Annotated in this window: 20 protein-coding genes; 7 read left to right on the top strand and 13 right to left on the bottom strand. The window is 71.9% G+C overall.

The features are described from left to right. Window positions 1–12 precede the first annotated feature (12 nt). The 5 genes from QWZ14_RS17765 to QWZ14_RS17785 form a co-directional block, all read right to left on the bottom strand. Window positions 13–993 (bottom strand): Bug family tripartite tricarboxylate transporter substrate binding protein, encoded by a 981-nt coding sequence (locus QWZ14_RS17765; RefSeq protein WP_290318124.1) that lies wholly within the window; start codon window positions 991–993, stop codon window positions 13–15. A gap of 52 nt (window positions 994–1,045) precedes the next feature. Then, complete coding sequence (locus QWZ14_RS17770) at window positions 1,046–1,984, bottom strand: AEC family transporter (RefSeq protein WP_290318125.1); 939 nt, start codon at window positions 1,982–1,984, stop codon at window positions 1,046–1,048. 9 nt (window positions 1,985–1,993) lie between these two features. Further along, entirely contained in the window at window positions 1,994–2,494 is a 501-nt protein-coding gene (locus QWZ14_RS17775) for a hypothetical protein (RefSeq protein ID WP_290318126.1), read from the bottom strand. 121 nt (window positions 2,495–2,615) lie between these two features. Next, the gene (locus tag QWZ14_RS17780; protein ID WP_290318127.1) at window positions 2,616–3,098 is read right to left on the bottom strand and encodes a bactofilin family protein; all 483 of its coding nucleotides are present in this window, start codon (window positions 3,096–3,098) and stop codon (window positions 2,616–2,618) included. A 388-nt stretch (window positions 3,099–3,486) separates the two neighbouring features. Then, on the bottom strand, window positions 3,487–4,149 hold the full coding sequence (locus QWZ14_RS17785; RefSeq protein WP_290318128.1) for an EI24 domain-containing protein: 663 nt from the start codon (window positions 4,147–4,149) through the stop codon (window positions 3,487–3,489). Between the two features lie 114 nt (window positions 4,150–4,263). Here QWZ14_RS17785 and QWZ14_RS17790 point away from each other — a divergent pair, with 114 nt between their 5' ends. From QWZ14_RS17790 to QWZ14_RS17805, 4 genes are all read left to right on the top strand, one after another. Continuing rightward, the gene (locus tag QWZ14_RS17790) at window positions 4,264–5,280 is read left to right on the top strand and encodes an adenosine kinase (protein ID WP_290318129.1); all 1,017 of its coding nucleotides are present in this window, start codon (window positions 4,264–4,266) and stop codon (window positions 5,278–5,280) included. Between the two features lie 111 nt (window positions 5,281–5,391). Next, complete coding sequence (locus tag QWZ14_RS17795; RefSeq protein ID WP_290318130.1) at window positions 5,392–6,336, top strand: hypothetical protein; 945 nt, start codon at window positions 5,392–5,394, stop codon at window positions 6,334–6,336. A 236-nt stretch (window positions 6,337–6,572) separates the two neighbouring features. Beyond that, entirely contained in the window at window positions 6,573–8,402 is a 1,830-nt protein-coding gene (typA, locus tag QWZ14_RS17800) for a translational GTPase TypA (RefSeq protein WP_290318131.1), read from the top strand. Between the two features lie 73 nt (window positions 8,403–8,475). Next, window positions 8,476–9,549, top strand: coding sequence for an alpha/beta hydrolase (locus QWZ14_RS17805; RefSeq protein ID WP_290318132.1), 1,074 nt, complete (start codon window positions 8,476–8,478; stop codon window positions 9,547–9,549). An 8-nt stretch (window positions 9,550–9,557) separates the two neighbouring features. On the opposite strand, the gene QWZ14_RS17810 is transcribed toward QWZ14_RS17805, so the two are convergent. The 6 genes from QWZ14_RS17810 to QWZ14_RS17835 form a co-directional block, all read right to left on the bottom strand. After that, window positions 9,558–10,127, bottom strand: a complete 570-nt coding sequence (locus QWZ14_RS17810) for a Yip1 family protein (RefSeq protein WP_290318133.1) — start codon at window positions 10,125–10,127, stop codon at window positions 9,558–9,560. 83 nt (window positions 10,128–10,210) lie between these two features. Continuing rightward, complete coding sequence (locus QWZ14_RS17815; RefSeq protein ID WP_290318134.1) at window positions 10,211–11,839, bottom strand: ABC transporter ATP-binding protein; 1,629 nt, start codon at window positions 11,837–11,839, stop codon at window positions 10,211–10,213. Further along, window positions 11,836–12,666 (bottom strand): ABC transporter permease, encoded by an 831-nt coding sequence (locus QWZ14_RS17820; protein ID WP_290318135.1) that lies wholly within the window; start codon window positions 12,664–12,666, stop codon window positions 11,836–11,838. Before QWZ14_RS17820 ends, QWZ14_RS17815 begins: the two co-directional genes overlap by 4 nt. Further along, entirely contained in the window at window positions 12,663–13,643 is a 981-nt protein-coding gene (locus QWZ14_RS17825) for an ABC transporter permease (protein WP_290318136.1), read from the bottom strand. Before QWZ14_RS17825 ends, QWZ14_RS17820 begins: the two co-directional genes overlap by 4 nt. Then, window positions 13,640–15,262, bottom strand: coding sequence for an ABC transporter substrate-binding protein (locus tag QWZ14_RS17830; protein ID WP_290318137.1), 1,623 nt, complete (start codon window positions 15,260–15,262; stop codon window positions 13,640–13,642). Before QWZ14_RS17830 ends, QWZ14_RS17825 begins: the two co-directional genes overlap by 4 nt. Window positions 15,263–15,324: 62 nt before the next feature. Then, entirely contained in the window at window positions 15,325–16,164 is an 840-nt protein-coding gene (locus QWZ14_RS17835; protein WP_290318138.1) for a VOC family protein, read from the bottom strand. Between the two features lie 29 nt (window positions 16,165–16,193). Between QWZ14_RS17835 and QWZ14_RS17840 the strand changes: the two genes are divergently transcribed. Continuing rightward, entirely contained in the window at window positions 16,194–17,171 is a 978-nt protein-coding gene (locus QWZ14_RS17840; RefSeq protein WP_290318139.1) for an NAD(P)H-dependent flavin oxidoreductase, read from the top strand. After that, window positions 17,168–18,556 carry an amidase gene (locus QWZ14_RS17845; RefSeq protein ID WP_290318140.1) on the top strand — a complete coding sequence of 463 codons (1,389 nt, stop codon included), beginning with the start codon at window positions 17,168–17,170 and terminating at the stop codon, window positions 18,554–18,556. Before QWZ14_RS17840 ends, QWZ14_RS17845 begins: the two co-directional genes overlap by 4 nt. A gap of 1 nt (window position 18,557) precedes the next feature. Here QWZ14_RS17845 and QWZ14_RS17850 read toward each other — a convergent pair whose 3' ends face one another. After that, entirely contained in the window at window positions 18,558–19,328 is a 771-nt protein-coding gene (locus QWZ14_RS17850) for an MOSC domain-containing protein (protein ID WP_290318141.1), read from the bottom strand. Between the two features lie 171 nt (window positions 19,329–19,499). Between QWZ14_RS17850 and clpB the strand changes: the two genes are divergently transcribed. After that, the gene (clpB, locus tag QWZ14_RS17855) at window positions 19,500–22,085 is read left to right on the top strand and encodes an ATP-dependent chaperone ClpB (protein WP_290318142.1); all 2,586 of its coding nucleotides are present in this window, start codon (window positions 19,500–19,502) and stop codon (window positions 22,083–22,085) included. Between the two features lie 31 nt (window positions 22,086–22,116). On the opposite strand, the gene QWZ14_RS17860 is transcribed toward clpB, so the two are convergent. Continuing rightward, window positions 22,117–23,355 (bottom strand): M23 family metallopeptidase, encoded by a 1,239-nt coding sequence (locus QWZ14_RS17860; protein WP_290318144.1) that lies wholly within the window; start codon window positions 23,353–23,355, stop codon window positions 22,117–22,119. Window positions 23,356–23,724: the final 369 nt, after the last annotated feature.

The raw sequence follows: 23,724 nt of genomic DNA on the forward strand, positions 1-23,724 counted from the left end.
GCCGGCCCGCCCTCAGCTGTCCAGCCGGATTCCCAGCTCGCGGATCAGCGGCCGCCATTCGGCGTTCTCGCGGCGGACGAAGTCCTGGAATTCGGCCGGGCTCCAGGGCGTGCTCTCGATGCCGAGGTCGCGGTAGCGCGCCTGCACGTCCTCGGCGCCGACGCCGGCCTTCAGCGCCTCGGCCAGCCGGGCGATGATCGGGGCGGGAACGGCGCTCGGCGCGCTCATGCCCTGCCAGCCATAGGCGACGGCGCCGGCGAAGCCGAGCTCGCGCAAGGTGGGGACCTCCGGCGCCCGCGGGGCGCGGGCCTCGGAGAAGACGCAGAGCGCCCTGGCCCGGCCGCTGGTGAGGAAGGGGATGCCGGTGGCGCAGTCGATGACCACGGCATCGACGTTGCCGGCCAGCAGGTCCTGCATCGCCGAGGGCCCGCCGCGATAGGGAACGTGCGTCGCCTCGAGCCCGGTGCGGCGCTTGACCATCTCCATCGCCAGGTGATGCGGGGAGGCGACGGCGGGCGAGCCGTAATTCGGCGCCTGGGCCTTCGAGCGGGCGACGAGATCGGCGAAGTCGCGCACCGGGCTGTCGGGGCGGACGACGATGAACAGCGGGAATCGGCCGATGAAGCCGACGCCCTGGAAGTCCCGGTCCGGGTCGTAGGGCAGCCGGGCATAGAGCGCCGGGTTGTAGGTCAGGATGCCGTTGTCGACGTGCATCAGCGTGTAGCCGTCGGGCGGGCTGCGGGCCACGATCTCGCTGGCGAGGACGGCGCCGCCGCCCGGGCGGTTCTCCACCACCAGGGTCTGGCCCAGCCGGGCGCCGATGTGCTGGCCGATGAGGCGCGCGAAGACATCGCTGGCGCCGCCCGGCGGATAGCCGACGACCCAGCGCAGCGGCCGGTCCGGGAAGACGCGGTCCGGGACGCCCTGCGCGCGCGCCGTGCCGGCCAGCGCCACGGCGCCGGTCCCCGCCAGAAAATCCCGTCGTCCGAACATCGTTGTCGCCCCGATCTGCTGCGTTGCATCTAGCGGCAAACCCCGCGCCGCGTCACGGTCCCGCGCGCAGCACCATCGCCTGCAGCAGCAGGATCCAGCAGGGCAGGGTCAGCGCCGAGAGCAAATGCTCGAGGCTGGTCAGCGCCGCCATCAGCGGCGCGTCGCCGCCCATGGCGCGGGCCATGACGTAGCTGGTGGTCGCGGTCGGCAGCGCCATGAAGATCACCGCGGCGGCGAGCGGCAGGGGGTCCAGCCCGAACCAGCGGCCGAGCCAGAGCGCGAGGCAGGGCATCAGCAGCAGCTTGACCGCGCTGGTCGCCAGCTGCAGCGGCAGCCGGCCGCCGAGCGCGCCGAGCGACAGGGCGGCGCCGACGCAGAGCAGCCCGAGCGCGACCGAGGCCTGGCCGAGCGATTGCAGCAGCGGCTTCACCCCGGGCGGCAGGCCGCCGAGCAGCGCCACCGCGAAGCCGCCGACGCAGGCGAGCAGCAGCGGGTTCAGCAGCAGCTGGCGCAGCACCCGGCGCGGCGAGATCCGGCCGCCGCCCACCGGGCCGAAGGCGAAGACCAGGGTCGTCAGCGTCTGCACGAAGGGCACGATGAGACCGGTGGCGACCGCCCCCAGCGCCGTGCCGCCGGCGCCGAAGACCCCGCCGATGACGGCGAAGCCCATCAGGTTGTTGAAGCGGATGCCGCCCTGGAAGACCGAGGTGGTGGCCGGATGATCCGCCCTGAACAGCCGCGCCAGGCCGAGGCTGACCACGGCGCCGGCCAGCAGCGTCAGCCAGATCGCCAGCCCCATCTTGCCGAGCGGCAGGGCCGCGAGGTCGACCGAGGCGATGGCCGAGAGCAGCAGCGCCGGCATCAGCGCCCAGAAGACCAGCCGCTCGATGCCGGCCCAGACCGCATCGGCCGGCAGCAGGAAGCGCTTCAGCACCGCGCCGAGCAGCAGCAGCCCGAAGGGCGGAACGAAGACATCGAGGAACAGGCCCATGCGCGGTGCTCAGCTGTCCCGGTCGCCGGTGGGCATGGGCCGCGCCGCGGGGGTGGCGGCGAGCTCCTGCAGGCAATGCGCCTCGGTCCGCGGTTCCGCGCCACTGGCCCGGGCGCCGGCATGGGCGACGCGCAGCCGCCCGGCCTGCGGATAGAGCACGAGGTCGAGGGCGCAGGCGGCGCCGGCATAGAGCCAGACCTCGGCACCGCCCTCCCGGCGGCGGAGCGAGGGCTCGCCGAGCCAGCGGCGCAGCGCCTCGGGCTCGACCCCGAGCAGCTGCGCGGCGGCCGCGGGGGCGGCGGTGGCGGGTGGTGGGCTGCGCGGTTCGGCCAAGCCTGCCGAGGTTCCGACCAGCCGCGCCGCGGCCGGCGGCGCCGGCACGGCCGCGGCGGGCAGGCCGAGGCTGGCGCGGCTGCTGTCGAACGCCAGCCGCAGCGCGGTGGCCCGTTCCTCGGCCGCGGTGGCGCAGGCGCCGAGGGTCAGCAGCAGGAGGGGGAGGCGGGGCGCCATGGGCGGCGCGGGCTCCGGCGCGGCTCGGGGTGGGCGGACCGCCGCCGGGCGGCGGCGGCAAGGCAGGCGAGGCCGCGGCGGGGCGGGCTGCCGGGGCCGGGCCCTGGCAGCCGGCACCCGGTCAGCCCTCCGGCGGGCTGAAGCGCGGCGCCGGGGCGGCGCTGCCCTCGGTCAGCATTTCCATGCGGCCGGACATCTGGCCCCCTTCCTCGACCGCGAGCTTGCGGTAGCGGGCGGTGCCGTTGACCTTGCCGGTGCCGCGGATGGTCAGCGAGCCGCGGGCGGTGACGGTGCCGTCGAACAGGCCGGCGATCTCGGCGTCCTCGACCTGGACCTCGCCGCGGAACACGCCGGTCGGCGCGACGAAGAGCTCGGCCGCCTGGATCATCTCGGACTCGACGGTGCCCTCGACCACCAGCCGCTCGGCATCGGTGACGGTGCCCTGCAGGCTGATGCCGCGGCCGACGACGAGGGTGCGGCGCTCGGCGGCATCGGAGCGGCCCTGCGGGCGGGCGGGGACGCCCATGGCACCCGGCGCGGCCGGGCGCGGGGCAAGGGAGGGGGTTGCGGGGGCGGCGGTCGGCTTCGGGGCCATCGACATCATGGGCGTGTCCTTCGGGGTTGGGCGGAAAGGCGGCACGCCGATATCGGCGTCACGTGCGGTGGGAGGCGTGCCCATGGCCTGGCCCGGAGTTTGGCCGGGAGCCTGGCCCGACTCCTGGCCGAGGCCCTGCCCTGCGGGATCCGTGGGCTCCACGGTGTCGTCGCTGGCCGGCGCCGCCGGCCCGTCGTCTCGCTTGCGGCCAAAGATGGCCATGTGCTCCCCCCCACAGCGGTGCATCCTGGTGCACCGTGCAATCCCCACACGGCCTGTCCCAAGGCCATCGGGCTAACACGCCGAGTTGTGAAGACACAACGGGCTGCGGCAACCGTGGCGTGGAATTCGGATCATGTTGCAATTTCGTATCGGGGCCGGCGGCCCCGGCGCCGCGTCACCGCGGCGGGGCGGACCGATGCAGCAGATGGGTCATGGCCGCGGTGCCGAGCACCGGCACCAGCAGGTTCAGCCCCGGCACCAGTGCCATGGCCGCCAGCAAAGCGCCGATGCCGAGCACCGGCACCTCCCGCTGCCAGCGCAGGACGCGGGCGGCGGCGATGGGCATGCGGCGCTGGGCCACGCCTTCGAACAGCCCATGGCCGAGCGCCACGGTGGAGATGAGCCAGAGCGCCACCGCCCCGACCGGCGGGGCAAAAAGCAGCAGCGGCAGGGCCAGCAGCGCGACGACGCCGGTCTTGGCCGCGAAGGCGAGGTTGAAGCCGGCCTGGGCGATCAGGCTGGCCCCCTGGGGCGGCGGCAGGGCGGGGTAGAAGCGCCGCTCCACCGCCGCCGCCACCGGGTCGAGGAACAGCCCGGACAGGCCCAGCATCACCGGCACGAAGAGCCAGACCGCCAGCCCCAGCACCAGCAGCCCGCCGAGTGCCCCGGCCAGGCCGGCCAGCCAGCCCTCGCCCCCGGCCAGCCCGGCGACCCCCCAGGCGGCCAGGCCCGCCAGGCCGAGGAAGGCCAGCAGGGCGGCGCCGAAGGCCTTGGCCAGCGGCCCGAGGAAGACCGGGTCGGTCATTTGCCGGAGCGCGAGCAGGCAGGCGGTCAGCATCAGGTGGAACCCTTAGTTGGTTGCGGCCGGCCGGAGCGGAGGCTAATCGGGCATGGCCCGCGCCTTCCGCCTGTCACCCGGCCGGACGCAACCGTACAAGAGGTCTTCCGTTCCATGAGCGAGCCCACCCTCGACATCCTCGGCATCGGCAACGCCATCGTCGATGTGCTCGCCCGCGCCGAAGACGAATTCCTGGAAGCCCGCAGCCTCGCCAAGGGCGGCATGCGGCTGATCGGGGCGGAGGAGGCGGAAACCCTCTATGGCCAGATGGGGCCGGGGCTCGAGAGCTCGGGCGGCTCCGCCGGCAATACCTGCGCGGTGGCGGCGGCGCTCGGCGCCCGGGTCGGCTTCCTCGGCAAGGTCGCGGATGACGCGCTCGGCCAGGTCTTCGGCCACGACATCCGGGCGGCCGGGGTGCATTTCCCGACCGCGCCGCTGGTCGGCGACGCGCCCACCGCGCGCTGCCTGATCCTGGTGACGCCGGATGCGCAGCGGACCATGAACACCTTCCTCGGCGCCTGCGTGACCTTCTCGGCCGCCGATGTCGATCCGGACGAGGTGGCGCGGGCCAAGGTGGTCTACCTCGAGGGCTACCTGTTCGACCCGCCGGCGGCGCAGGAGGCCTTCTTTGCCGCCTCCGACGCCGCGCATGGCGCGGGGCGGCTGGTGGCGCTGAGCCTGTCGGACGCCTTCTGCGTCGAGCGCCACCGCGCCGCCTTCCGCCGCTTCCTGCGAGAGGAGACGGATATCCTCTTTGCCAACGAGAGCGAGATCCTGTCGCTGTACCAGACCGACGACTTCGAGACGGCGGCGATGTTGGCCCGGCAGGACGTCGCCATGGTGGCGCTGACCCGCAGCGAGCGGGGCAGCGTCATCATCGCCGGGGAGGAGCGGCACGAGGTGGCGGCGGTGCCGACCGAGGTCGTGGACACCACCGGCGCCGGCGACGCCTATGCCGCCGGCTTCCTGGCGGCGCTGACCCAGGGGCTGCCCCTGCCGGAGTGCGGCCGCTGGGGCGCGATCGCCGCGGCGGAGGTGATCTCGCACTTCGGCGCCAGGCCGCAGGCGGACCTGCGGGCGCTGGTGGCGGCCGTTCCGGGGAACCACCCGGTCTCCACCGTGTTGGGCTAGGGCAAGGCCAGTGTCGGCCGGCGGCTCTCTCGCTGCCGGGCCAGGCAGTAAAGGCCAGAACGCCCCGGCCGGACGTCTGCTCCTGGGCCGGAGGCCAAGGAGACGCTCCTCATGACGAAATCCAAGCTGCTTGCCTCGACGCTCGGACTCGCGCTGCTGGCCGGTCCGGTACTGGCCCAGCAGGCGGATGCGCCGATGCGGCGCGACATGCCGATGCAGAACGGCGCCATGCCGATGCCGGCCCCGGCCACCACCGGCCTCGGCGCGGAGCGCATGCCGAGGGGCGTGCCCCACCACGCCATGGGTGGCGCCGAGGATGGCCGGCATCGCCATGGCAAGATGCGCGCCGAGCGGGCCGCGGCCCGGGCGGAGAACCGGATGGATGCCGGCGAGCTGGTCCAGCAGGCGAGCACCGCCCTGCGCGCCGGCCGCACCGCCCAGGCCCGGGACCTGATCGAGCAGTCCGAGACCCGGCTGCTGACCCGCAGCACCCCGGCCGACCAGGCCGGCCAGCCGATGCAGGGGCCGGTGCTCCAGCGCCTGGCGGCCGCCCGTGGCGCGATCCAGGCCCGTGACCGGGCCGGGGCGCTGCGCGAGATGGACCAGGCGATGGCCGGGCTGCGGACGATGCCCTCGGATGCGCGCAGCGGCGCGGCGCCGATGCGCGACATGCCGGCCCAGGGCGGCGGCGCGGGCAGCCAGATGATGCGCGACAGCGGCCCGGCCGGCGGCTCGATGAGCCGGGCGGACGGCATCATCCGGGTGCAGGCCGGCGGCAGCGGCAGCGGCGGCGTGTCCGGCTCCACCCCCGGCTCGCCGGGCGTCGGCAACCCCGGCAGCACGCCGAGCACCGGCATGGGCACCACGACCCAGCCGCCGCAGGGCAGCGCCAGCCCCGGCAGCAACATGGGCTCGGGCTCGTCCGGGGTCGGCGCCCCGCCGCCGGGCTCGGGCACGCCGCAGCAGGGCAGCGGCCGCGGCGGGCTGGGCGGGGCGACGATCCAGCCGGGCAGCCCTCCGGGCGGCGGCGGCACCGGCGGCAATCCGACCCGCTAGGCTAAACGCCTGGATTTGCGGCGGATTCCCGGATTCCGGGAGCCGCTGCATGCAAGGCGAGCGTCATGCGCATGGCATAAGCGCAGGTGACGCTCGCTTTTTCCGCAGCAAACCCCTATGTGTGCGCTGCAACAAGCCGCCTGCCTGCTCTGCCCGATCCCCGACCGCGTTCGAAACGCAGGGTTGGGGTCGGGTTTTGCTTTGCTTTGCGGCCGCATGGGAAGCAAGGCCCCCTAATGGAACTCCGTAACGTCGCTATCATCGCCCACGTCGACCACGGCAAGACGACGCTGGTGGATAACCTGCTGAAGCAGGCCGGCGCCTTCCGGACCAATCAGGTGGTTGCCGACCGCGCCATGGACCGCAACGACCTGGAGCGCGAGCGGGGAATCACCATCCTCGCCAAGTGCACCGCGGTCGAGTGGAAGGGCGTGAAGATCAACATAGTCGATACCCCCGGCCACGCCGATTTCGGCGGTGAGGTCGAGCGTATCCTGTCCATGGTCGACGGCGCCATCGTGCTGTGCGACGCGGCCGAAGGCCCGCTGCCGCAGACCAAGTTCGTGCTGACCAAGGCGCTGGCCCGTGGCATCCGCCCGATCGTGGTCATCAACAAGGTCGACCGCTCGGACGGCTCGCCGCATGCCGTGCACGACCAGGTCTTCGACCTCTTCGCCGCGCTCGGCGCCACGGATGAGCAGCTCGACTTCCCGACGCTGTTTGCCTCCGGCCGGCAGGGCTGGGCGGACGACAGCATGGAAGGTCCGCGCAAGGACCTCTCGGCGATGTTCGACCTGATCCTCAAGCACGTGCCGGCGCCGGGCAAGGACGTCGACGCGCCCTTCGCCATGACCGCCTCGATCCTCGAGGCCGACAACTTCCTCGGCCGCATCCTGACCGGGCGCATCGAGCAGGGCACCGCCCGCGTCAACATGCCGCTGAAGGTGCTGCGCGCCGATGGCTCGCTGGTGGAGACGGGGCGGCTGACCAAGCTGCTGTCCTTCCGCGGCCTGGAGCGGGTGCCGGTGGAGACCGCCGAAGCGGGCGACATCATCGCCATCGCCGGGCTCGAGAATGGCACCATCCCGGACACCGTCTGCACGCCGGAAGTGACCGAGCCGCTGCATGCCATCCCGGTCGATCCGCCGACGCTCGCCATGACCTTCCGCATCAACGACGGCCCGCTTGGCGGCCGCGAGGGCAAGAAGGTCACGTCGCGGCAGATCCGCGACCGGCTGTTCAAGGAAACCGAGAGCAACGTCGCCATCAAGGTGAAGGAGTCGGAGGAATCCGACGCCTTCGAGGTGGCCGGCCGCGGCGAGCTCCAGCTCGGCGTGCTCATCGAGCAGATGCGCCGCGAGGGCTTCGAGCTGACCATCGGCCGCCCGCGCGTCCTGACCCGCGAGAACCCGGAGACGGGCGACCGCGAGGAGCCCTTCGAGGAGGTGCTGATCGACGTCGACGAGGAATACTCGGGCGCCGTCGTGCAGAAGATGTCGATGCGCAAGGGCCAGATGCAGGACATGCGGCCCTCGGGCGGCAACAAGCAGCGGCTGACCTTCATCATCCCGTCGCGCGGCCTGATCGGCTACCACGGCGAGTTCATGACGGACACCCGCGGCACCGGCATCATGAACCGGCTGTTCCATGGCTATCAGCCCTGGGCCGGCCCGATCGAGGGCCGTCGCAACGGCTCGCTGATCAGCAACTCGGATGGCGAGGCGATCCAGTACGCGCTGTTCTACCTGCAGGACCGCGGCACGCTCTTCGTCGACCCCGGCGTGAAGGTCTATGTCGGGCTCATCCTCGGCGAGCATTCGCGCGAGAACGACCTCGACGTGAATCCGATCAAGGAGAAGAAGCTCACCAACATCCGTGCCGCCGGCAAGGATGAGGCGCTGCTGCTGATCCCGCCGCGGCGCATGAGCCTGGAGCAGGCGATCGCCTACATCGAGGACGACGAGCTGGTCGAGGTGACGCCGGGCGCCATCCGCCTGCGCAAGCGCTACCTCGACCCGCATGAGCGCAAGAAGCACGCGCGCCGCTCGGACAGCGAGGCGGCATAAATCAGAAGGGGGCGCCGCTGGTCGGCGCCCCCTTTTCAATTCATCATCCGGCGAACCCGCCGGAGTGCCTGGATTGACCAAGGAAACACCCCTCGCCATCGCCCGCCAGGGCTGCTTCTTCACCGGCGGCCGCTATACCGATGATGGCCAAGCGATGCGCGGCCAGTCCTTCGTGCAGTTCCAGATCCCCGCCGTGGAGACCGGCCCGCCGGTGGTGATGATCCACGGCACCGGCCAGACCGGGACCAATTTCCTGTCGACGCCGGATGGCCGCCCCGGCTGGGCCGAGGATTTCCTCCGCGCCGGCCATGCGGTCTATGTCGTGGACCAGGCGGGGCGCGGCCGCTCCGGCCAGGATACCGCGCATGGCGCCCATGCCCGCGCCCCGGTCGCCCAGGTGACGCGCATGTTCACCGACCCGGCCGGCACCGCGCTTTACCCGCAGGCGGCGCGGCACAGCCAATGGCCGGGCGGGCCCGGGCGGCCGGGCAACCCGGCCTTCGACCAGTTCTTCGCCAGCCAGGTGGGCTATATCGCCGACCCCGCGAAGACCGAGGCGGTGGTGCTGGATGCCCATCTCGCGCTGCTGGAGCGGATCGGCCCGGCGGTGCTGCTGACCCATTCCCAATCCGGCGTCTTCGGCTGGAAGCTGGCCGATGCCCGGCCTGCGCTGGTCCGCGCCATCCTGGCGATCGAGCCCAATGGCCCGCCCTTCTTCGACGTGACCTTCCAGGGCGGCGAGGACTGGTACGCCGAGGGTGCGACCCCCGCCCGGCCCTGGGGCATCGCCCGGCTGCCGCTGACCTTCGATCCGCCGGCCGCGGCGCCGGAGGACCTGGCGCTGGAACGCCAGGCGCTGCCCGATGGGCCTGGGCTGGTCCGCTGCTGGGTGCAGCGCGCCCCGGCCCGGCGCCTGCCGCGGCTCGCCGGCATCCCCATCCTGGTGGTGACCGGGGAGGCGAGCTACCGCGCCACCTACGACCACTGCACCGTCAAGTTTTTGGCCCAGGCCGGCGCCGGCGTCGAGCACATGCGGCTCGAGGAGCATGGCCAGCCCGGCAATGGCCATATGCTGATGCTGGAGGCGAACAGCGCGGCGATCAGCGCGCTGCTGCTCCGCTGGGTGGCGGCGAAGCTCGGCCGGTAGCGCCGGCGTCAGAACCGTAGGAAGGTGGCCGCCACCAGCCCGACCAGGATGTTCACCAGGATGCCGACGACGATGACGGCGATGGTGAAGACCATCACCTTGTCCCGCGGCACCTGTGCGACGACCGGCGCGCCCTTGTAGAAGATATAGAGGCTGTAGAGCCCGAGGATGCCGAGGATCGCCAGCGGCGGGACGATGGCGAAGACGCCGGCAAGCCAGGCCGCGGTCGGCGCATGCACCGCCAGCTTCATGGCCGCGGTCTCGTCGCCGGTGCCGCCGAAGCGGGGGGCCAGCGCCTGGATGATCTTGCCCCAGACCCAGACCCCGACGAGCCCCAGCACATAGCCGGCGATCGCCTGCAGCAGCAGGCTGACGACGCCGATCTGCACGCCCGTCACCTGCTCCAGGGTGCCGGCGAAGATCGCCGAGCCGATGAAGCCGGCGACGGCCGGCACCGCCGAGAGCGGCACCGCATAGCCCAGGAACAGGCTTTTGGTATCCGCCGGCTCGGCCGCGATGACGCGCCATTCCTGCTCCGGCTGGAGGATCAAGGCCTTGGCTCTCGCGACGACGCTCATCCGGCTGTTCCCTGGCTGCGATCCGCCAGGGTGCCGGTTCCCGGTGCGACGGGGCAACACACTTTCCACCGCCTGTCGGGGGCTTATTCCGCCGCGACAGCCGGCGGCACCCAGCCGCGGCCCGGCACGCTGGCGAGCAGCGCCCGGGTATAGGGATGGCCCGGCGCAGCGAAGATCGCCGCCGTCTCGCCCTGTTCCACCACCTCGCCCCGGTGCATCACCAGGATCCGGTCGCAGACCTGGGCCGCCACGCGCAGGTCATGGGTGATGAAGACCAGGGAGAGCGACAGCCGCTGCTTCAGCTCCGCCAGCAGCCGCAGCACCTGCGCCTGGACCGAGACATCCAGTGCCGAGACCGGCTCGTCCGCCACCAGCACCGCCGGCTCCAGCGCCAGCGCCCGGGCGAGGCCGATGCGCTGGCGCTGGCCGCCGCTGAACTCATGCGGGAAGCGCCCGGCGGCCGAGGGGTCGAGCCCGACCAGTGCCAGCATGCGCTCCGCCGTGGCCCGGGCCTCGGCCCGCGAGGCGCCATGGATGCGTGGCCCCTGGGCGATGAGGTCGCCGGCCCGGCGGCGCGGGTTGAGCGAGGCAAAGGGGTCCTGGAAGACCATCTGGATATGCCGCGTCATCGGCCGGAAGGCGGTCCGCGTCGCCTCCCGCACCTCGGTGCCGTTGAGCCGGATGGAGCCGCCATCGGCCGGTAGCAGCTTCACCAGGGTACGGGCGACGGTCGACTTGCCGGAGCCGCTCTCGCCGACGATGCCGAGCGTCTCGCCCTTGTGCAGGGTGAAGGAGACGCCCTGCACCGCAGCCACCACGCGGCGACGGCCGAACAGCCCGCCGGTCCGGTAGGTTTTGCGCAGGCCCTCCACCACCAGCACGGCGGGGCCCTGCGGCGTCGGGGCGCGGGCGGGCGGGGTCAGCGGCGGCACCGCGCCGACCAGGGCGCGGGTATAGGGGTGCACCGGTGCCCGCAGCACCTGCTGCGCCGGGCCGGTCTCGACGATGCGGCCCTGCTGCATGACCACGACGCGATCGGCGATCTCGGCCACCACGCCGAAGTCATGGGTGATGAAGAGCACGCCGGTGCCGCGGCGCGACTGGATCTCCTTGATCAACGCCAGGATGCGCGCCTGCGTCGTCACGTCGAGCGCCGTCGTCGGTTCGTCGGCGATCAGCAGCTTCGGCTCCATCGCCAGCGCCATGGCGATCATCGCCCGCTGCCGCTGGCCGCCCGAGAGCTCATGCGGATAGGCCCGGGCCGCGCCCGGCGGGTCGGGGATGCCGACTTCCTCGAGCAGCAACTGCACCCGGGCGTCCACCATCGCCGCGGTCAGGTCGCGGGCATGTTCCTCCAGCACCTCCGCGACTTGGCGGCCGACCGGCATCAGCGGGTTCAGCGCCGTCATCGGCTCCTGGAAGATCATGCCGATCCGCTTGCCGCGGATGGCGCGGAGGCGGGCGGGGGAGAGGCTGGCCAGGTCCTCGCCCTCGAAGGTGATGCTGCCGCCGGCCAAGGTCACCCGCGGCGCCGGCAGCAGGCCGAGGATGGCGGTCGCGGTCAGCGACTTGCCGGAGCCGCTCTCGCCGACGACGCAGAGGATCTCCCCCGCCGCCACGTCGAGGTCGACATCCTGCAGGGCGAATTCGCGGTCCGCCCCCTTGGGCAGCCGGACGGAAACGCCGCGCAGCGACAGCAGGGGCGCGCTCAAAGCACCTGCATCCGCGGGTTCAGCGCATCGTTCAGCCCCTGGCCGACCAGGCTGAAGGCCAGCACGGTCGTCAGGATCGCCGCACCTGGGATGGCCGAGACATACCATTCGGTCCGCAGCACCGAGCGACCGGCACCGATCATGTTGCCCCAGGAGGCGACGTTCGGGTCCGACAGGCCGAGGAAGGCGAGCGCGCTTTCCAGCAGGATGGCGATGGCCATGGTCACGCTGGCATAGACGATGACCGGCGGCAGCGCATTCGGCAGCACCTCGCCCAGGATGAGCTGCGCGTCGCGCATCCCGAGGCCGCGCGCGGCGAGCACGAATTCCCGCGACCGCAGCGAGAGGAACTCCGCCCGCACCAGCCGGCAGGGCGCGGTCCAGCCGACCAGGCCGATGGCGATGGTGATCACCTCCAGCTCCGAGCCGAAGACCGCCACCAGCACCAGCAGCAGGATGAAATTGGGCACGGTCTGGAAGGCCTCGGTGATCCGCATCAGCAGATCGTCGACCCAGCCGCCGTAGAAGCCGGCAACGGCGCCGACCAGCACGCCGATGCCGACCGCGACGACCGAGGCGACCAGCCCGATCAGCAGCGAGACCCGGGCGCCATGGAAGATGAAGCCGGCGATGTCGCGGCCGAGGTTGTCGGTGCCGAGCGGCAGCCGCGGATTGGCGCCGGGCCATTGCAGCGGCCGCCCGGCGAGCGCCATCGGGTCGCGCGGGAAGAGCCAGTCGGCCGAGAGCGCCGCGGCGATGACCGCGACCAGCAGCACCGCGCCGATGATCCCGGCCGGGCTGCGCAGATAGGCGCGGACCGCCTTCATGAATTCGCCCCGATCCGCGGATCGAGCTTCGCGTAGAGGATATCGACCAGGAAGTTCACGATGATGACCAGCACGGCCGAGACCAGCACGATGCCGAGCAGGGTATTCAAATCCCGCTGCACCACGCTCTCGAAGGCCAGGCGGCCGAGGCCGGGCAGGGAGAAGACGCTCTCTATCACCACGCTGCCGCCGAGCATGGTGCTGAACTGCAGCCCGATGAAGGTGACCATCGGCAGCAGCGCGTTGCGCAGCACGTGCCGCCAGAGCACATGCCCCTCGGAGAGGCCCTTGGCCCGGGCGGTGCGGACGAAGTCGAGGTTCATCACCTCGAGCATCGAGGCCCGCATCAGCCGCAGGTAGATGGCGAGGAAGATCAGCGCCAGGGACAGCGTCGGCAGCACCAGATGGGTGGCGATATCCAGCACCCGGTCGAGGCCGCTGAGCCCGGCGCCGATGCTCTCGAAGCCGCCCGGCGGCAGCCAGGCCAGCTTCACGCTGAACAGCACGATCAACATGAGGCCGAGCCAGAAGCTGGGGATGGCGTAGAAGACCAGGCCGAGGGTGCTGATGACGGTGTCCGGCCAGCCGTTCACTCGCCGCGCTGCCAGCACGCCCAGCACCAGCCCGGCCGAGAAGGCGAAGGCCAGCGCGCAGGACATGAACATCGCGGTCACCGCCAGGCGTTCCGCGATCACGCTCGCCACCGGCTTGCCGTAGATGGCGGACTGCCCGAGGTCGAAGGTCAGCAGCCGCAGCAGGTAGCGACCGAGCTGCACCGCAACGCCGGCATCGAGCCCGTACTGGGTCCGCAGCCGCGCCGCATCCTCGGCGCTGCCGCCGCCCATCTGCGCCATCAGCGCATCCACCGTATCGCCCGGCGCCAGCTGCAGCAGCAGGAACAGGCCGATGAGGATGATGGCGAGCACCGGCAGCGACTGCGCCAGCCGGCGCAGCGCCAATCCGCCGAGGCGCTTCAAGCGGGTGCGAGCCAGGCGTCGTGCCAGCTGCTGCTGGCCCAGCGCGGGGTGTTGTGGCTGCCCATCAACCGCTTGGAATAGACGCTGATGAAGGCATGCTCCACCGCGGTATGCACCGGCAAATCCTCGATCGCGAGGCGGACGAAGTCCTGGTAGAGGGCCTTCCGCTTCGCCGCATCCAGCTCGGTCGCCGCGGCATCGATGACGGCATCCATCGCCGGGTTGGCGTAGCCGTACTGGTTGGTCCAGGGGGCACCGACCGGGCTGCCGGTGCGGAACCAGACGGTGGTGCTGACCGCCGGGTCGTTGCGGTATTGGTGCCAGCCGGTGGTCAGGTCGAATTCATGGGCGCGATAGACGCCGGTGAGGAAGCCGGGAGCATCCCGCGCCTCGATCTCCACCCTTATGCCGATCTCGCGCAGCGACTGCTGGATGAAGGTGGCGAAGTTCAGCGTGTACTCGCCCCAGGGCGCCGGCAGCAGCTTCAGCGGCTGGGCGAAGCGCTGGCCGTTGCGGGAGGGGCGCCTGTAGCCGGCCTCGTCCAGCAGCGCCTCGGCCTTGACTCGGTCGAAGGGATAGGGCGCCGGGCGCGGCACGTAGAAGGCGGCGCTCGACGACGGGATCGCCCCGGTCCCGACCTTGGCGTAGCCATAGAGGAAGTTCTCGATGAAGAAGTCGAGGTCGAGCGCATGGGCGATGGCGCGCCGCACGCGGACGTCGGACAGCTCCTTCCGCCGCAGGTTGAACTCGGTGACGGTATGCGCGGTATTCCCCTCGTTGCCCTTGGTGCCGACCGTGAAGCGCGCATCCTTGGACAGCCGCGCGATGTCGGACAGCGACAGGCCGGAATAGGGGCTGAACTGCACCTGGCCGCTCTCGACCGCCGCCGCCGCCGCCGCGCGGTCGGCGATGAAGCGCCAGACGATGCGGTCGAGGTAGGGCAGCCCGCCTCCGCGCCAGTAGTTCGGGTTGCGCTCGGCCATCAGGTACTGGCCGCGCTGGTATTCGGCGAATTTGAAGGGGCCGGTGCCGATCGGGGCGGTATTGGCCGGACTGGCCCGGATATCGGTGCCGGCATAGACATGCGCCGGGATCACGTGGCCGAGGTCGGGCAGCGCCCGCAGCAGCAGCCCCTGCGGCATCGGCCTGGAGAATTTGAAGACCGCGGTATGGTCGTCCGGCGTCTCCACCGCGTCGAGGAATTGGTAGAGCGTGGTGCCGTAGTTCAGGATCTTCTTCCAGCACTCCATGGCGCTGAACTGCACGTCCTTCGCGGTGAAGGGCTTCCCGTCGTGCCAGGTCACGCCGCGGCGGAGGAAGAAGGTATGGGTCAGGCCGTCCGCGGCGCTTTCCCAGCGCTCGGCCAGCACCCCGGTCGGCTCGCCCGCCGCATCGAGGTCGACCAGCGGCTCGACGATCTTCGACGCCATGACGTAGACGCCGGTCGAGGCCTGGATGGCCGGGTTCAGCACCCGCTGCTCGCTGGTCAGCTGTACCGTCAGGGTGCCGCCGCGCTGCGGGGCCCCAGGGGAAGTCTGGCCGAGCGCCAGCCCGGGCAGCAGCCCGCCCATGGCCATCCCGCCGGCACCCGCCAGTGCCTGCCTGCGCGTTAGCTCCATCACCGGCTCCTTGGTCTGTTGCGGCGCAAAATGCCCAGGGCCGGGCACGGCATGCAAGCCCGTCAACGAAAGGCCAGGATGATCCCATGCGCCGCCGCCGGCGGCACCGCGATCCCATGGGCCCCCTCGATGGCGCCGGCCCCGGCGGCGCAGCGCGCCGCGGCGGCCCGGTCGGCGACGCGGATCGCCAGGGTCACCGGCCCTTCCTCCGGCAGCCCGCCGAGGTCGAGCCCGGTGTAGCGCGCCGCCAGCTGCCCGGCGGTGAGGAAGACCAGCGCCGCGGCACCGGTCTCGAGCCGCAGGGCCCCGTCCGGCTCCGCCGCCGGCGCCCGGTCCAGCAGCCGGCCGACGCCGGCCGCCGCGGCGGCGGGGTCGGCCGCCAGCACCTCGATCGCGTCCAGCGCCTCGGCGGTATTGGCATGGTCCATCAGCCCGGGCACCCAGGTCGCCTCCGGCGTCAGGTGCTGGCAGGCGAAGAGGCGGAGGCCCGGGGCCGGCGGCTCCGCCACGTGGAAGGTCTGGAAGCGGGTCTCCGCGGTATGCCCGCCGGGCAGGACGACCGGGCGGCCGAAATGCTGCACCGGCAGGGTGGCGATGCCGCGGGCCTCCAGCTCGGTGCGGCCGGCATCGGCGTCATGCGCCCGCAGCGCGATGCCGGAGATGCCCTCGCGGGTCTCCAGCAGCCGGCGCCAGCGCGCGTTCAGCTCGGTCGGCACCAGCACGCCGAGCAGCTCGAAGTAATCCCGCCGCAGCATGACGCAATTGTTGCCGGTGCCCATGTGGGGCGAATGGGTGCCGCGCGCGGCGATGGTGAAGCCGAGCGCGGCGAAGCCGGCCGCCGCCGCGTCGAGGTCCCGCACCAGCACCACGCCATGGTCGATCCCGCCCAGATGGGTCAGCATGAAGCCCAATCCTTCCTCTACGGGGCCTCATGTCGCACGCCATCGAAACCCGCGTCACCCGCCTGCTGGGCATCCGCTACCCGATCGTGCAGGGCGGGCTGGCCCGGGTCGCCTTCGCCGACCTGGCCGCCGCCGTCTCCAATGCCGGCGGGCTCGGCCAGATCAGCACGGCCGGGCTGCCCGGCGGGCTCGACGGGCCGGAGGCGCTGCGGGCCGAGATCCGCCGCTGCCGGATGCTGACGGATAAGCCCTTCGCGGTGAATTTCCCGATCGGCCGGCAGGATATCTGGCCCGGGCTGGAGGCGACGCTGGAGGAGGGCGTGCGGGTCATCGCGCTCACCGCCGGCAATCCCGCGCCCTATATCCGCCGTTGCCAGGAGGTCGGCGCGAAGACCCTGGTGCTGACCGCCGGGCCAGAGTTGGCGCGGAAGGCCGAGGCCGCCGGGGCCGACATGGTGGCGACCGTCGGCTACGAGGGCGGCGGCCATATCGGCCGCTCGGACGAGACCACCATGGTCATGGTCCCCCGCACCGTCGCCGCGGTGAAGATCCCGGTGCTGGCCTCGGGCGGCATCGCCACCGGGGCCGGGCTGCTGGCGGCGCTGGCGCTCGGCGCCGAGGGGGTCGAGATGGGCACCCGCTTCGTCGCCAGCGAGGAAGCCGTGGCGCATGCCCGCTACAAGCAGGCGCTGGTCGGTGCGGTCCCGACCGATACCATGCTGATCAAGCGCACGCTCGGCATGCCCGGCCGCGTCCTGCACAGCGCCTATGCCGAGCGCATCGTGGCCGCCGAGGCGGCCGGGGCGCCGAAGGAGGAGATCGTCGCGCTGATCGCCGGCCGGGCCAATGCGCGCGGCACCGACGACGGCGACCTCGAGGACAGCTATGTCTGGGCCGGCCAGAGCGTCGGGCTGATCGACGGCATCGAGCCGGCGCGCGCCATCATCGCCCGGATGGCGGCGGAGGCGACCGAGGGCCTGGCCCGGATGCGGGGGGTGTTCGCATGAGCGACCCCTGCCTGCTGCCGGCCACCACCCTGGCCGGGCTCTTCGCCCGCAAGGCCCTGTCCCCGGCCGAGGTGCTGGCGGCGGTGCTGGCCCGGATCGAGCGGCTCAACCCGGCGCTGAACGCCATCGTCACCCTGGATGCGGCCGGGGCCGGCGCCGCGGCCCGGGCCAGCGAATCCCGCTGGCGGGCCGGCGTGCCGCTGTCGCCGCTGGATGGCGTGCCCTTCCACGTGAAGGACAACATCGCCGTCGCCGGCCTGCCCTGCGTCTGGGGCAGCCCGCTCTTCCGCGACTTCGTCCCGGAGCGGGACGAGCTGCCGGTGGCGCGGCTGCGGGCCGCGGGGCTGGTGCTGCTGGGCAAGACCAATGTCCCGGAGTTCACCCTGCAGGGCTACACCGACAACAGCGTCTTCGGGGTGACCCGCAATCCCTGGGACCCGCGGCTGACGCCCGGAGGCTCCTCCGGCGGCGCGGTGGCGGCGCTGGCGGCCGGCCTCGGCCCGCTGGCGCTCGGCACCGATGGCGGTGGCTCGATCCGCCGGCCGGCCTCGCATGCCGGGGTGGTCGGGCTGAAGCCCTCGCCCGGCCGGGTGCCGCGCTGCGACGGGCTGCCGGCCATCCTGCTGGACCTCGAGCAGATCGGGCCGCTCGCCCGCACCACCGGGGACCTGATCGCCCTGCTGTCGCTGCTGGTGGCGCCCGATGCGCGCGACCCCTCCTGCCGGGCCATGCCGCCCTTCCTGGTGCCGGACGCGCTGCCGCGGCAACGCATCCTGTATGTGCCGCGCTTCGGCGCCGCGCCGGTTAACCCGGAGATCACCGCCAGCATCGCTGCCGTTGCGGTCCGCCTCGAAGGCCTCGGCCATGCGGTGGAGGAGGGCGAGCCGCCTTTCACCGTGGAGGAATTGGCCGCCATCTTCGGCCCGGTCGGCCAGGCCGGCCTTGCCTGGCTGTTGGCCGAGAAGGGCGGCGAGCCGACCGCCCCGGGGCTGCGGGAGATGGCCGCCGCCGGGCGCGGCCTGTCGGCGGCCGCGCTGTTCGGCGCAATCGACGGCATCGCCGCCTTCCGGCGCCGGATGGCTGGCTTCTTCGGGGCCTGGGACCTGATCCTCACCCCGGCGGCGGCGGCCTTGCCCTGGCCCGCCAAGGCGGTCGCCCCGGTGACCATCGCCCGGCAGGCGGTCGGGCCGCGCGGCCATGCCGTCTTCACCAATTTCGCCAATATCGGCGGCCTGCCGGGCATCGCGCTGCCGGCGGCGCCGGCGGCGAATGGCCTGCCGATCGGGTTCCAGCTGGTCGGGGCAAGCGGGGCGGATGGGCTGCTCTGCGCCATGGCGCGGGAATGGGAGGCGGCGGAGCCCTGGGCCGGGCGCTGGCCGGCCTAGCTCAATGCAGCAGGTCGCCCTGCAGCGGCTCCAGCGCATCGCCGATGGCGAGGTGGCCGCCCTCGATGACCTCGGCATAGACGCCGAGGTCGGCATGGCCGAAATGCTCGCGCAGCGCCTTCGGCGGCTTGGCGTCGCGTTCGGCGGTGTCCGGGTTCACCTCGGTCGCCGGGCAGCGGACGATCCGCTTGAAGACCCGCAGCCGGGCGCCGCCGAGCTGGATCTCCTGCCCGACCAGGTCGAATTCGGCCCAGGGTCGGCCACCCGAGACATAGACATTGGCGCGGAAGCGCAGCGGGTCCAGCGTCATGCCGGCCGCCCGTTCCAGGGCATGCAGGCTGGCCATGCCGATGATGGACACCGCCTTGGCGGCCACATCGGTGAAATTGTGGCCCGGCGCCTCGACGAAATGCGGGGTGCCGCGGGCCTCCTCGCCCAGGAAGCCGGCGAGGAAGGTGGCGATCGCGGCGCGGCCCGCTTCGCTGCGGGTATCGGCCAGCAGGGGTGCGCCTTCCGGCGGGCGGATCAGCATCTGGCCGGTCCGGGCGTCGAAGGCGCTGTGCAGCAGGGCGAGCTTCGCATTGGCCATGAGACAGCCGAAATGGCGCTTCTGCAGCCAGGTCGGGGCGGCGGGGTCGAAGGGGGCGTCGCCCTGGGCGAGGGCGAAGCGGCGGTCGTGCGGCAGGCATTCGCCTTCCCGCAGGGCGACCTCTTCCAGAGCCTCCGCGGTCAGGCCCTTCACCGGGTAACGGTAGATATGTTCGACGCGCATCGGAATTAATTCCTCCGGCTCTTGACCCAACGCAAGGCGGCTTACCACATCCGGCGCGACCATGATGCTGTCCGTCGCCGGGATAGGGGCGGGCGCATCAGTTGCCGTCGAGTCTCGCCCGCTGGCGGGCCCAGCAGGGCCGCCAGGGAGGCCAGAGGAGGGACCACCAGTATGGACATCGAGAAATTCACCGACCGCGCCAAGGGCTTCCTGCAGGCGGCGCAGACCATCGCCATCCGCGAATACCACCAGCGGGTCACGCCCGAGCATCTGCTGAAGGCGCTGCTCGACGATGAGCAGGGCGCGGCCGCCGGGCTGATCCGGGCTGCCGGCGGCGATGCCGCGAAGGCCAAGCAGGCCGTCGACCTCGAGGTCGGCCGCCAGCCAAAGGTCTCCGGCGGCGGCGCCGGGCAGCCGCAGTTCACCCCCGATATCGTCCGCGTGCTGGATGGCGCGCAGCAGCAGGCGCAGAAGGCCGGCGACGAATACGTCGCCCAGGACCGGCTGCTGGTGGCGCTCGCCGCCAGCGACAGCGGCGCGGGACGCATCCTGAAGACCGCCGGCGCCGATGCGCAGCGGCTGGAAGCCGCCGTTGCCGACCTGCGGAAGGGCCGCAAGGTCGACAGCCAGAACGCCGAGCAGAATTTCGACGCGCTGAAGAAATACGCCCGCGACCTCACCGAGGTGGCGCGCGAGGGCAAGCTCGACCCGGTGATCGGCCGCGACGAGGAGATCCGCCGCACCATCCAGGTGCTGGCCCGCCGCACCAAGAACAACCCGGTGCTGATCGGCGAGCCCGGCGTCGGCAAGACCGCCATCGTCGAGGGGCTGGCGCTGCGCATCGTCAACGGCGACGTGCCGGAGGCGCTGAAGACCAAGCGCGTCATGGCGCTCGACCTCGGCGCGATGGTGGCCGGCGCCAAGTACCGCGGCGAATTCGAGGAACGGCTGAAGGGTTTGCTCTCCGAGGTGACGGAGGCGGCCGGCGAGGTCATCCTCTTCATCGACGAGATGCATACGCTGATCGGCGCCGGCAAGGCGGATGGGGCGATGGACGCCTCCAACCTGCTGAAGCCGGCGCTGGCCCGCGGCGAGCTGCATTGCATCGGCGCGACCACCCTCGATGAATACCGCAAGCATGTGGAGAAGGACGCGGCGCTGGCCCGGCGCTTCCAGCCGGTGTTCGTCGGCGAGCCGAGCGTCGCCGATACCGTCTCCATCCTGCGCGGCATCAAGGAGAAGTACGAGCTGCACCACGGCGTCCGCATCACCGATGGCGCGCTGGTGGCGGCGGCGACCCTGTCCAACCGCTACATCACCGACCGCTTCCTGCCGGACAAGGCGATCGACCTGATCGACGAGGCGGCCTCGCGGCTGCGGATGCAGGTGGACAGCAAGCCCGAGGAGCTGGACGCGATCGACCGCGACCTCATGCGCCTCAAGATCGAGCGCGAGGCGCTGAAGAAGGAGGAGGACACCGCCTCCCGCGACCGTCTGGGCAAGCTGGAGAAGGAGCTGGCCGATCTCGAGGAGCGCTCCAACCAGATGACGCAGCGCTGGGCGGCCGAGAAGGGCAAGGTCGTCGAGAGCCAGAAGCTGAAGGAGGAGCTGGACCGCGCCCGCACCGAGGTCGAGCTGGCGCAGCGCCGCGGCGACCTCGGCCGTGCCTCCGAGCTGATGTACGGCGTCATCCCGCAGCTCGAGAAGAAGCTCTCGACCGCGGGCGACGGCGACGCGCGGCTGGTGAACGAGGCGGTGACCGAGGAGGGCATCGCCGGCGTGGTCAGCCGCTGGACCGGCATCCCGGTCGAGAAGATGCTGGAGGGCGAGCGGGCCAAGCTGCTCAAGATGGAGGACCAGCTGCGCCAGCGGGTGGTCGGCCAGCAGGAGGCGCTGGAGGCGGTCAGCAAGGCGGTGCGCCGGGCGCGCGCCGGGCTGCAGGACCCCAACCGGCCGATCGGCAGCTTCCTGTTCCTCGGCCCGACCGGCGTCGGCAAGACCGAGCTGGTGAAGGCCCTCGCCAGCTTCCTGTTCGACGACGAAAGGGCAATGACCCGCATCGACATGTCCGAGTACATGGAGAAGCATTCGGTCTCGCGTCTGGTCGGCGCCCCGCCGGGCTATGTCGGCTACGACGAGGGCGGTGCGCTGACCGAGGCGATCCGGCGGCGGCCCTACCAGGTCATCCTGTTCGACGAGGTGGAGAAGGCGCACGAGGATGTCTTCAACATCCTGCTGCAGGTCCTCGACGACGGGCGGCTGACCGACGGGCAGGGCAGGACGGTCGATTTCCGCAACACGATCATCGTGCTGACCAGCAACCTCGGCAGCCAGGCGATCGCCGAGCTGCCCGAGAGCAGCGACATCGAGGCGGCCCGCCCGGCGGTGATGCGCGCGGTGCGGGAGCGCTTCCGGCCGGAGTTCCTCAACCGGCTGGACGAGATCGTGCTGTTCCGGCGCCTGGCCCGGAGCGACATGGCCTCGATCGTCGACATCCAGCTCGCCGGGCTGCGGCGGCTGCTGGAGGACCGCAAGATCACCCTGACGCTGGACGAGGCGGCGCGGGAGTGGCTGGCCGAGGCCGGCTACGACCCGGCCTATGGCGCCCGGCCGCTGAAGCGGGTGATCCAGCGGGCGCTGCAGGACCAGCTGGCCAACCTGCTGCTGGAAGGCCGTATCCACGATGGGGAGCGGCTGACGGTCACCACCGGCCCGGACGGGCTGGTGGTCCAGCAGCCGCTGGCGGCGGCGGCCTGAGGCGTCAAGCGGAGGCTCGGTTCTGGGCGGGTCACTCCGCCCAGGCGACTTCCTGCTTCGGCTCCAGATGGGCGATCTGGGCCAGGATCGCGGTGCGGGTCTGCTGGAAGGACTCGAGGTCGGCGCCGGCGAGCTGGGTGGTCGGCGCCGGCCGGGCGATGGAGGGATCCACCAGGCGGCCGGCATCGACGATCTCGTAGTGGAGGTGGGGCCCGGTCGCCATGCCGCTGGAGCCGACCTTGCCGATCACCTCGCCCTGGGCCACGCGGCTGCCCTGCGCCAGGCCGCGGGCGAAGCCGGAGAGGTGGGCGTACCGGGTCTCGCTGCCGTCGGGGTGCTGCAGGGTGATCAGCCGGCCATAACCGCCGGCGAAGCCGATGCGGGCGACCACGCCGTCCGCCGCGGCGAGGACCGGCGTGCCGGTCGGGGCGGCGAAATCGACCCCCTGGTGCATGCGGGTGAAGCCCAGCACCGGGTGACGCCGCTGGCCAAAGCCGGAGGTGACCCTGGCGCCGTCGAGGGGGGTGCGGAGAAAGTTGCGGCGCAGGCTGCGGCCGGTCTCGTCGAACCATTCGGCGCCGTTCGGCGTCTCCTGCCGCCAGAGCGAGAGCTGCCGGTTGGCCAGGCGGAACTCCGCATGCAGCACCTCGCCATCGCGCAGCAGGCCGCCTTCGGCGTCGCGGAAGCGCTCGAACAGCACGGTGAATTCGTCGCCCGGCTGCAGCTCGCGCTGGAAGTCGACGGCATGCCCCAGCATCCGCACGAGGCCGAGGGCCAGGGGCTGCGGCAGGCCGGCCTGGCTGAGGTCCTGGAAGATGCTGCCGCTGACCTCGCCGCGGGCGAGGACCAGGTGCCGGTGGCGGGCGGCCTCCTCCTCGACGGCCTGCCATCCCGTCCCGTTGCGGGTGACGGTGACGGTGCGCCCGGGCTGCGGCTCGAGGATGAGCGCCAGGAGGGCGTCGTCGCGGCTGGGGTCCTGGCGGACGGTGATCTCGTGGCCGGGCTGCAGGCTGCGGGGCGGGAAGATCGGGGCGAGGGCGTTGATCGCGGGCTTGGCTTGGCCAGCCTCGACGCCGGCACCGGCCAGCAGGCGGGTGAGGGTATCGCCGGGGCGGACGACCAGGACGCGGACGGATTCCGACTGGAGAGGGGCCGGCTGGGCCGGCGCCGGACCTTCCGGCTCGGACTGTGCGAAGACGGTGTTCGGCAATGCAGCAAAAAGCATGGCAGGCAGGAGCCAGCGCGCGGGGTGCGCGGCGCGAAACAGCATGAATACCCCTCCCAGGGCTGAAATACGCAGAAACCTTTCTGGGATAAAGCATTCTAAGTCAATGGGTTGACGTGTACGGCTACGAGACGAGTTGAGACGGCAGCGGAACTTTCAAAAAACCGGTTTGACAGCCAGGGAGCCGGCGCCTAGAAGCCGCCTCCCGACGACGGCGCTTCCGCCGCTCGCCGGGACCGCTGAAGAGCGGGCCTTGACGCCGGTGACCTTGGTCACTATGTTGATTGGCCCGCACGGAAATGCGGTTTCCCTACCCGGTTGGGTCTGAAAGCTGGTTTGCCAGGGGCTTCGCCTTTGGTGGTTCTAGCGGGGATCTTGTTCTTTTAAAACTTTATCGGTTTTGGAAGTGTATTG

It is taken from the genome of Paeniroseomonas aquatica (assembly GCF_030409335.1).
Taxonomy (GTDB): domain Bacteria; phylum Pseudomonadota; class Alphaproteobacteria; order Acetobacterales; family Acetobacteraceae; genus Belnapia; species Belnapia aquatica.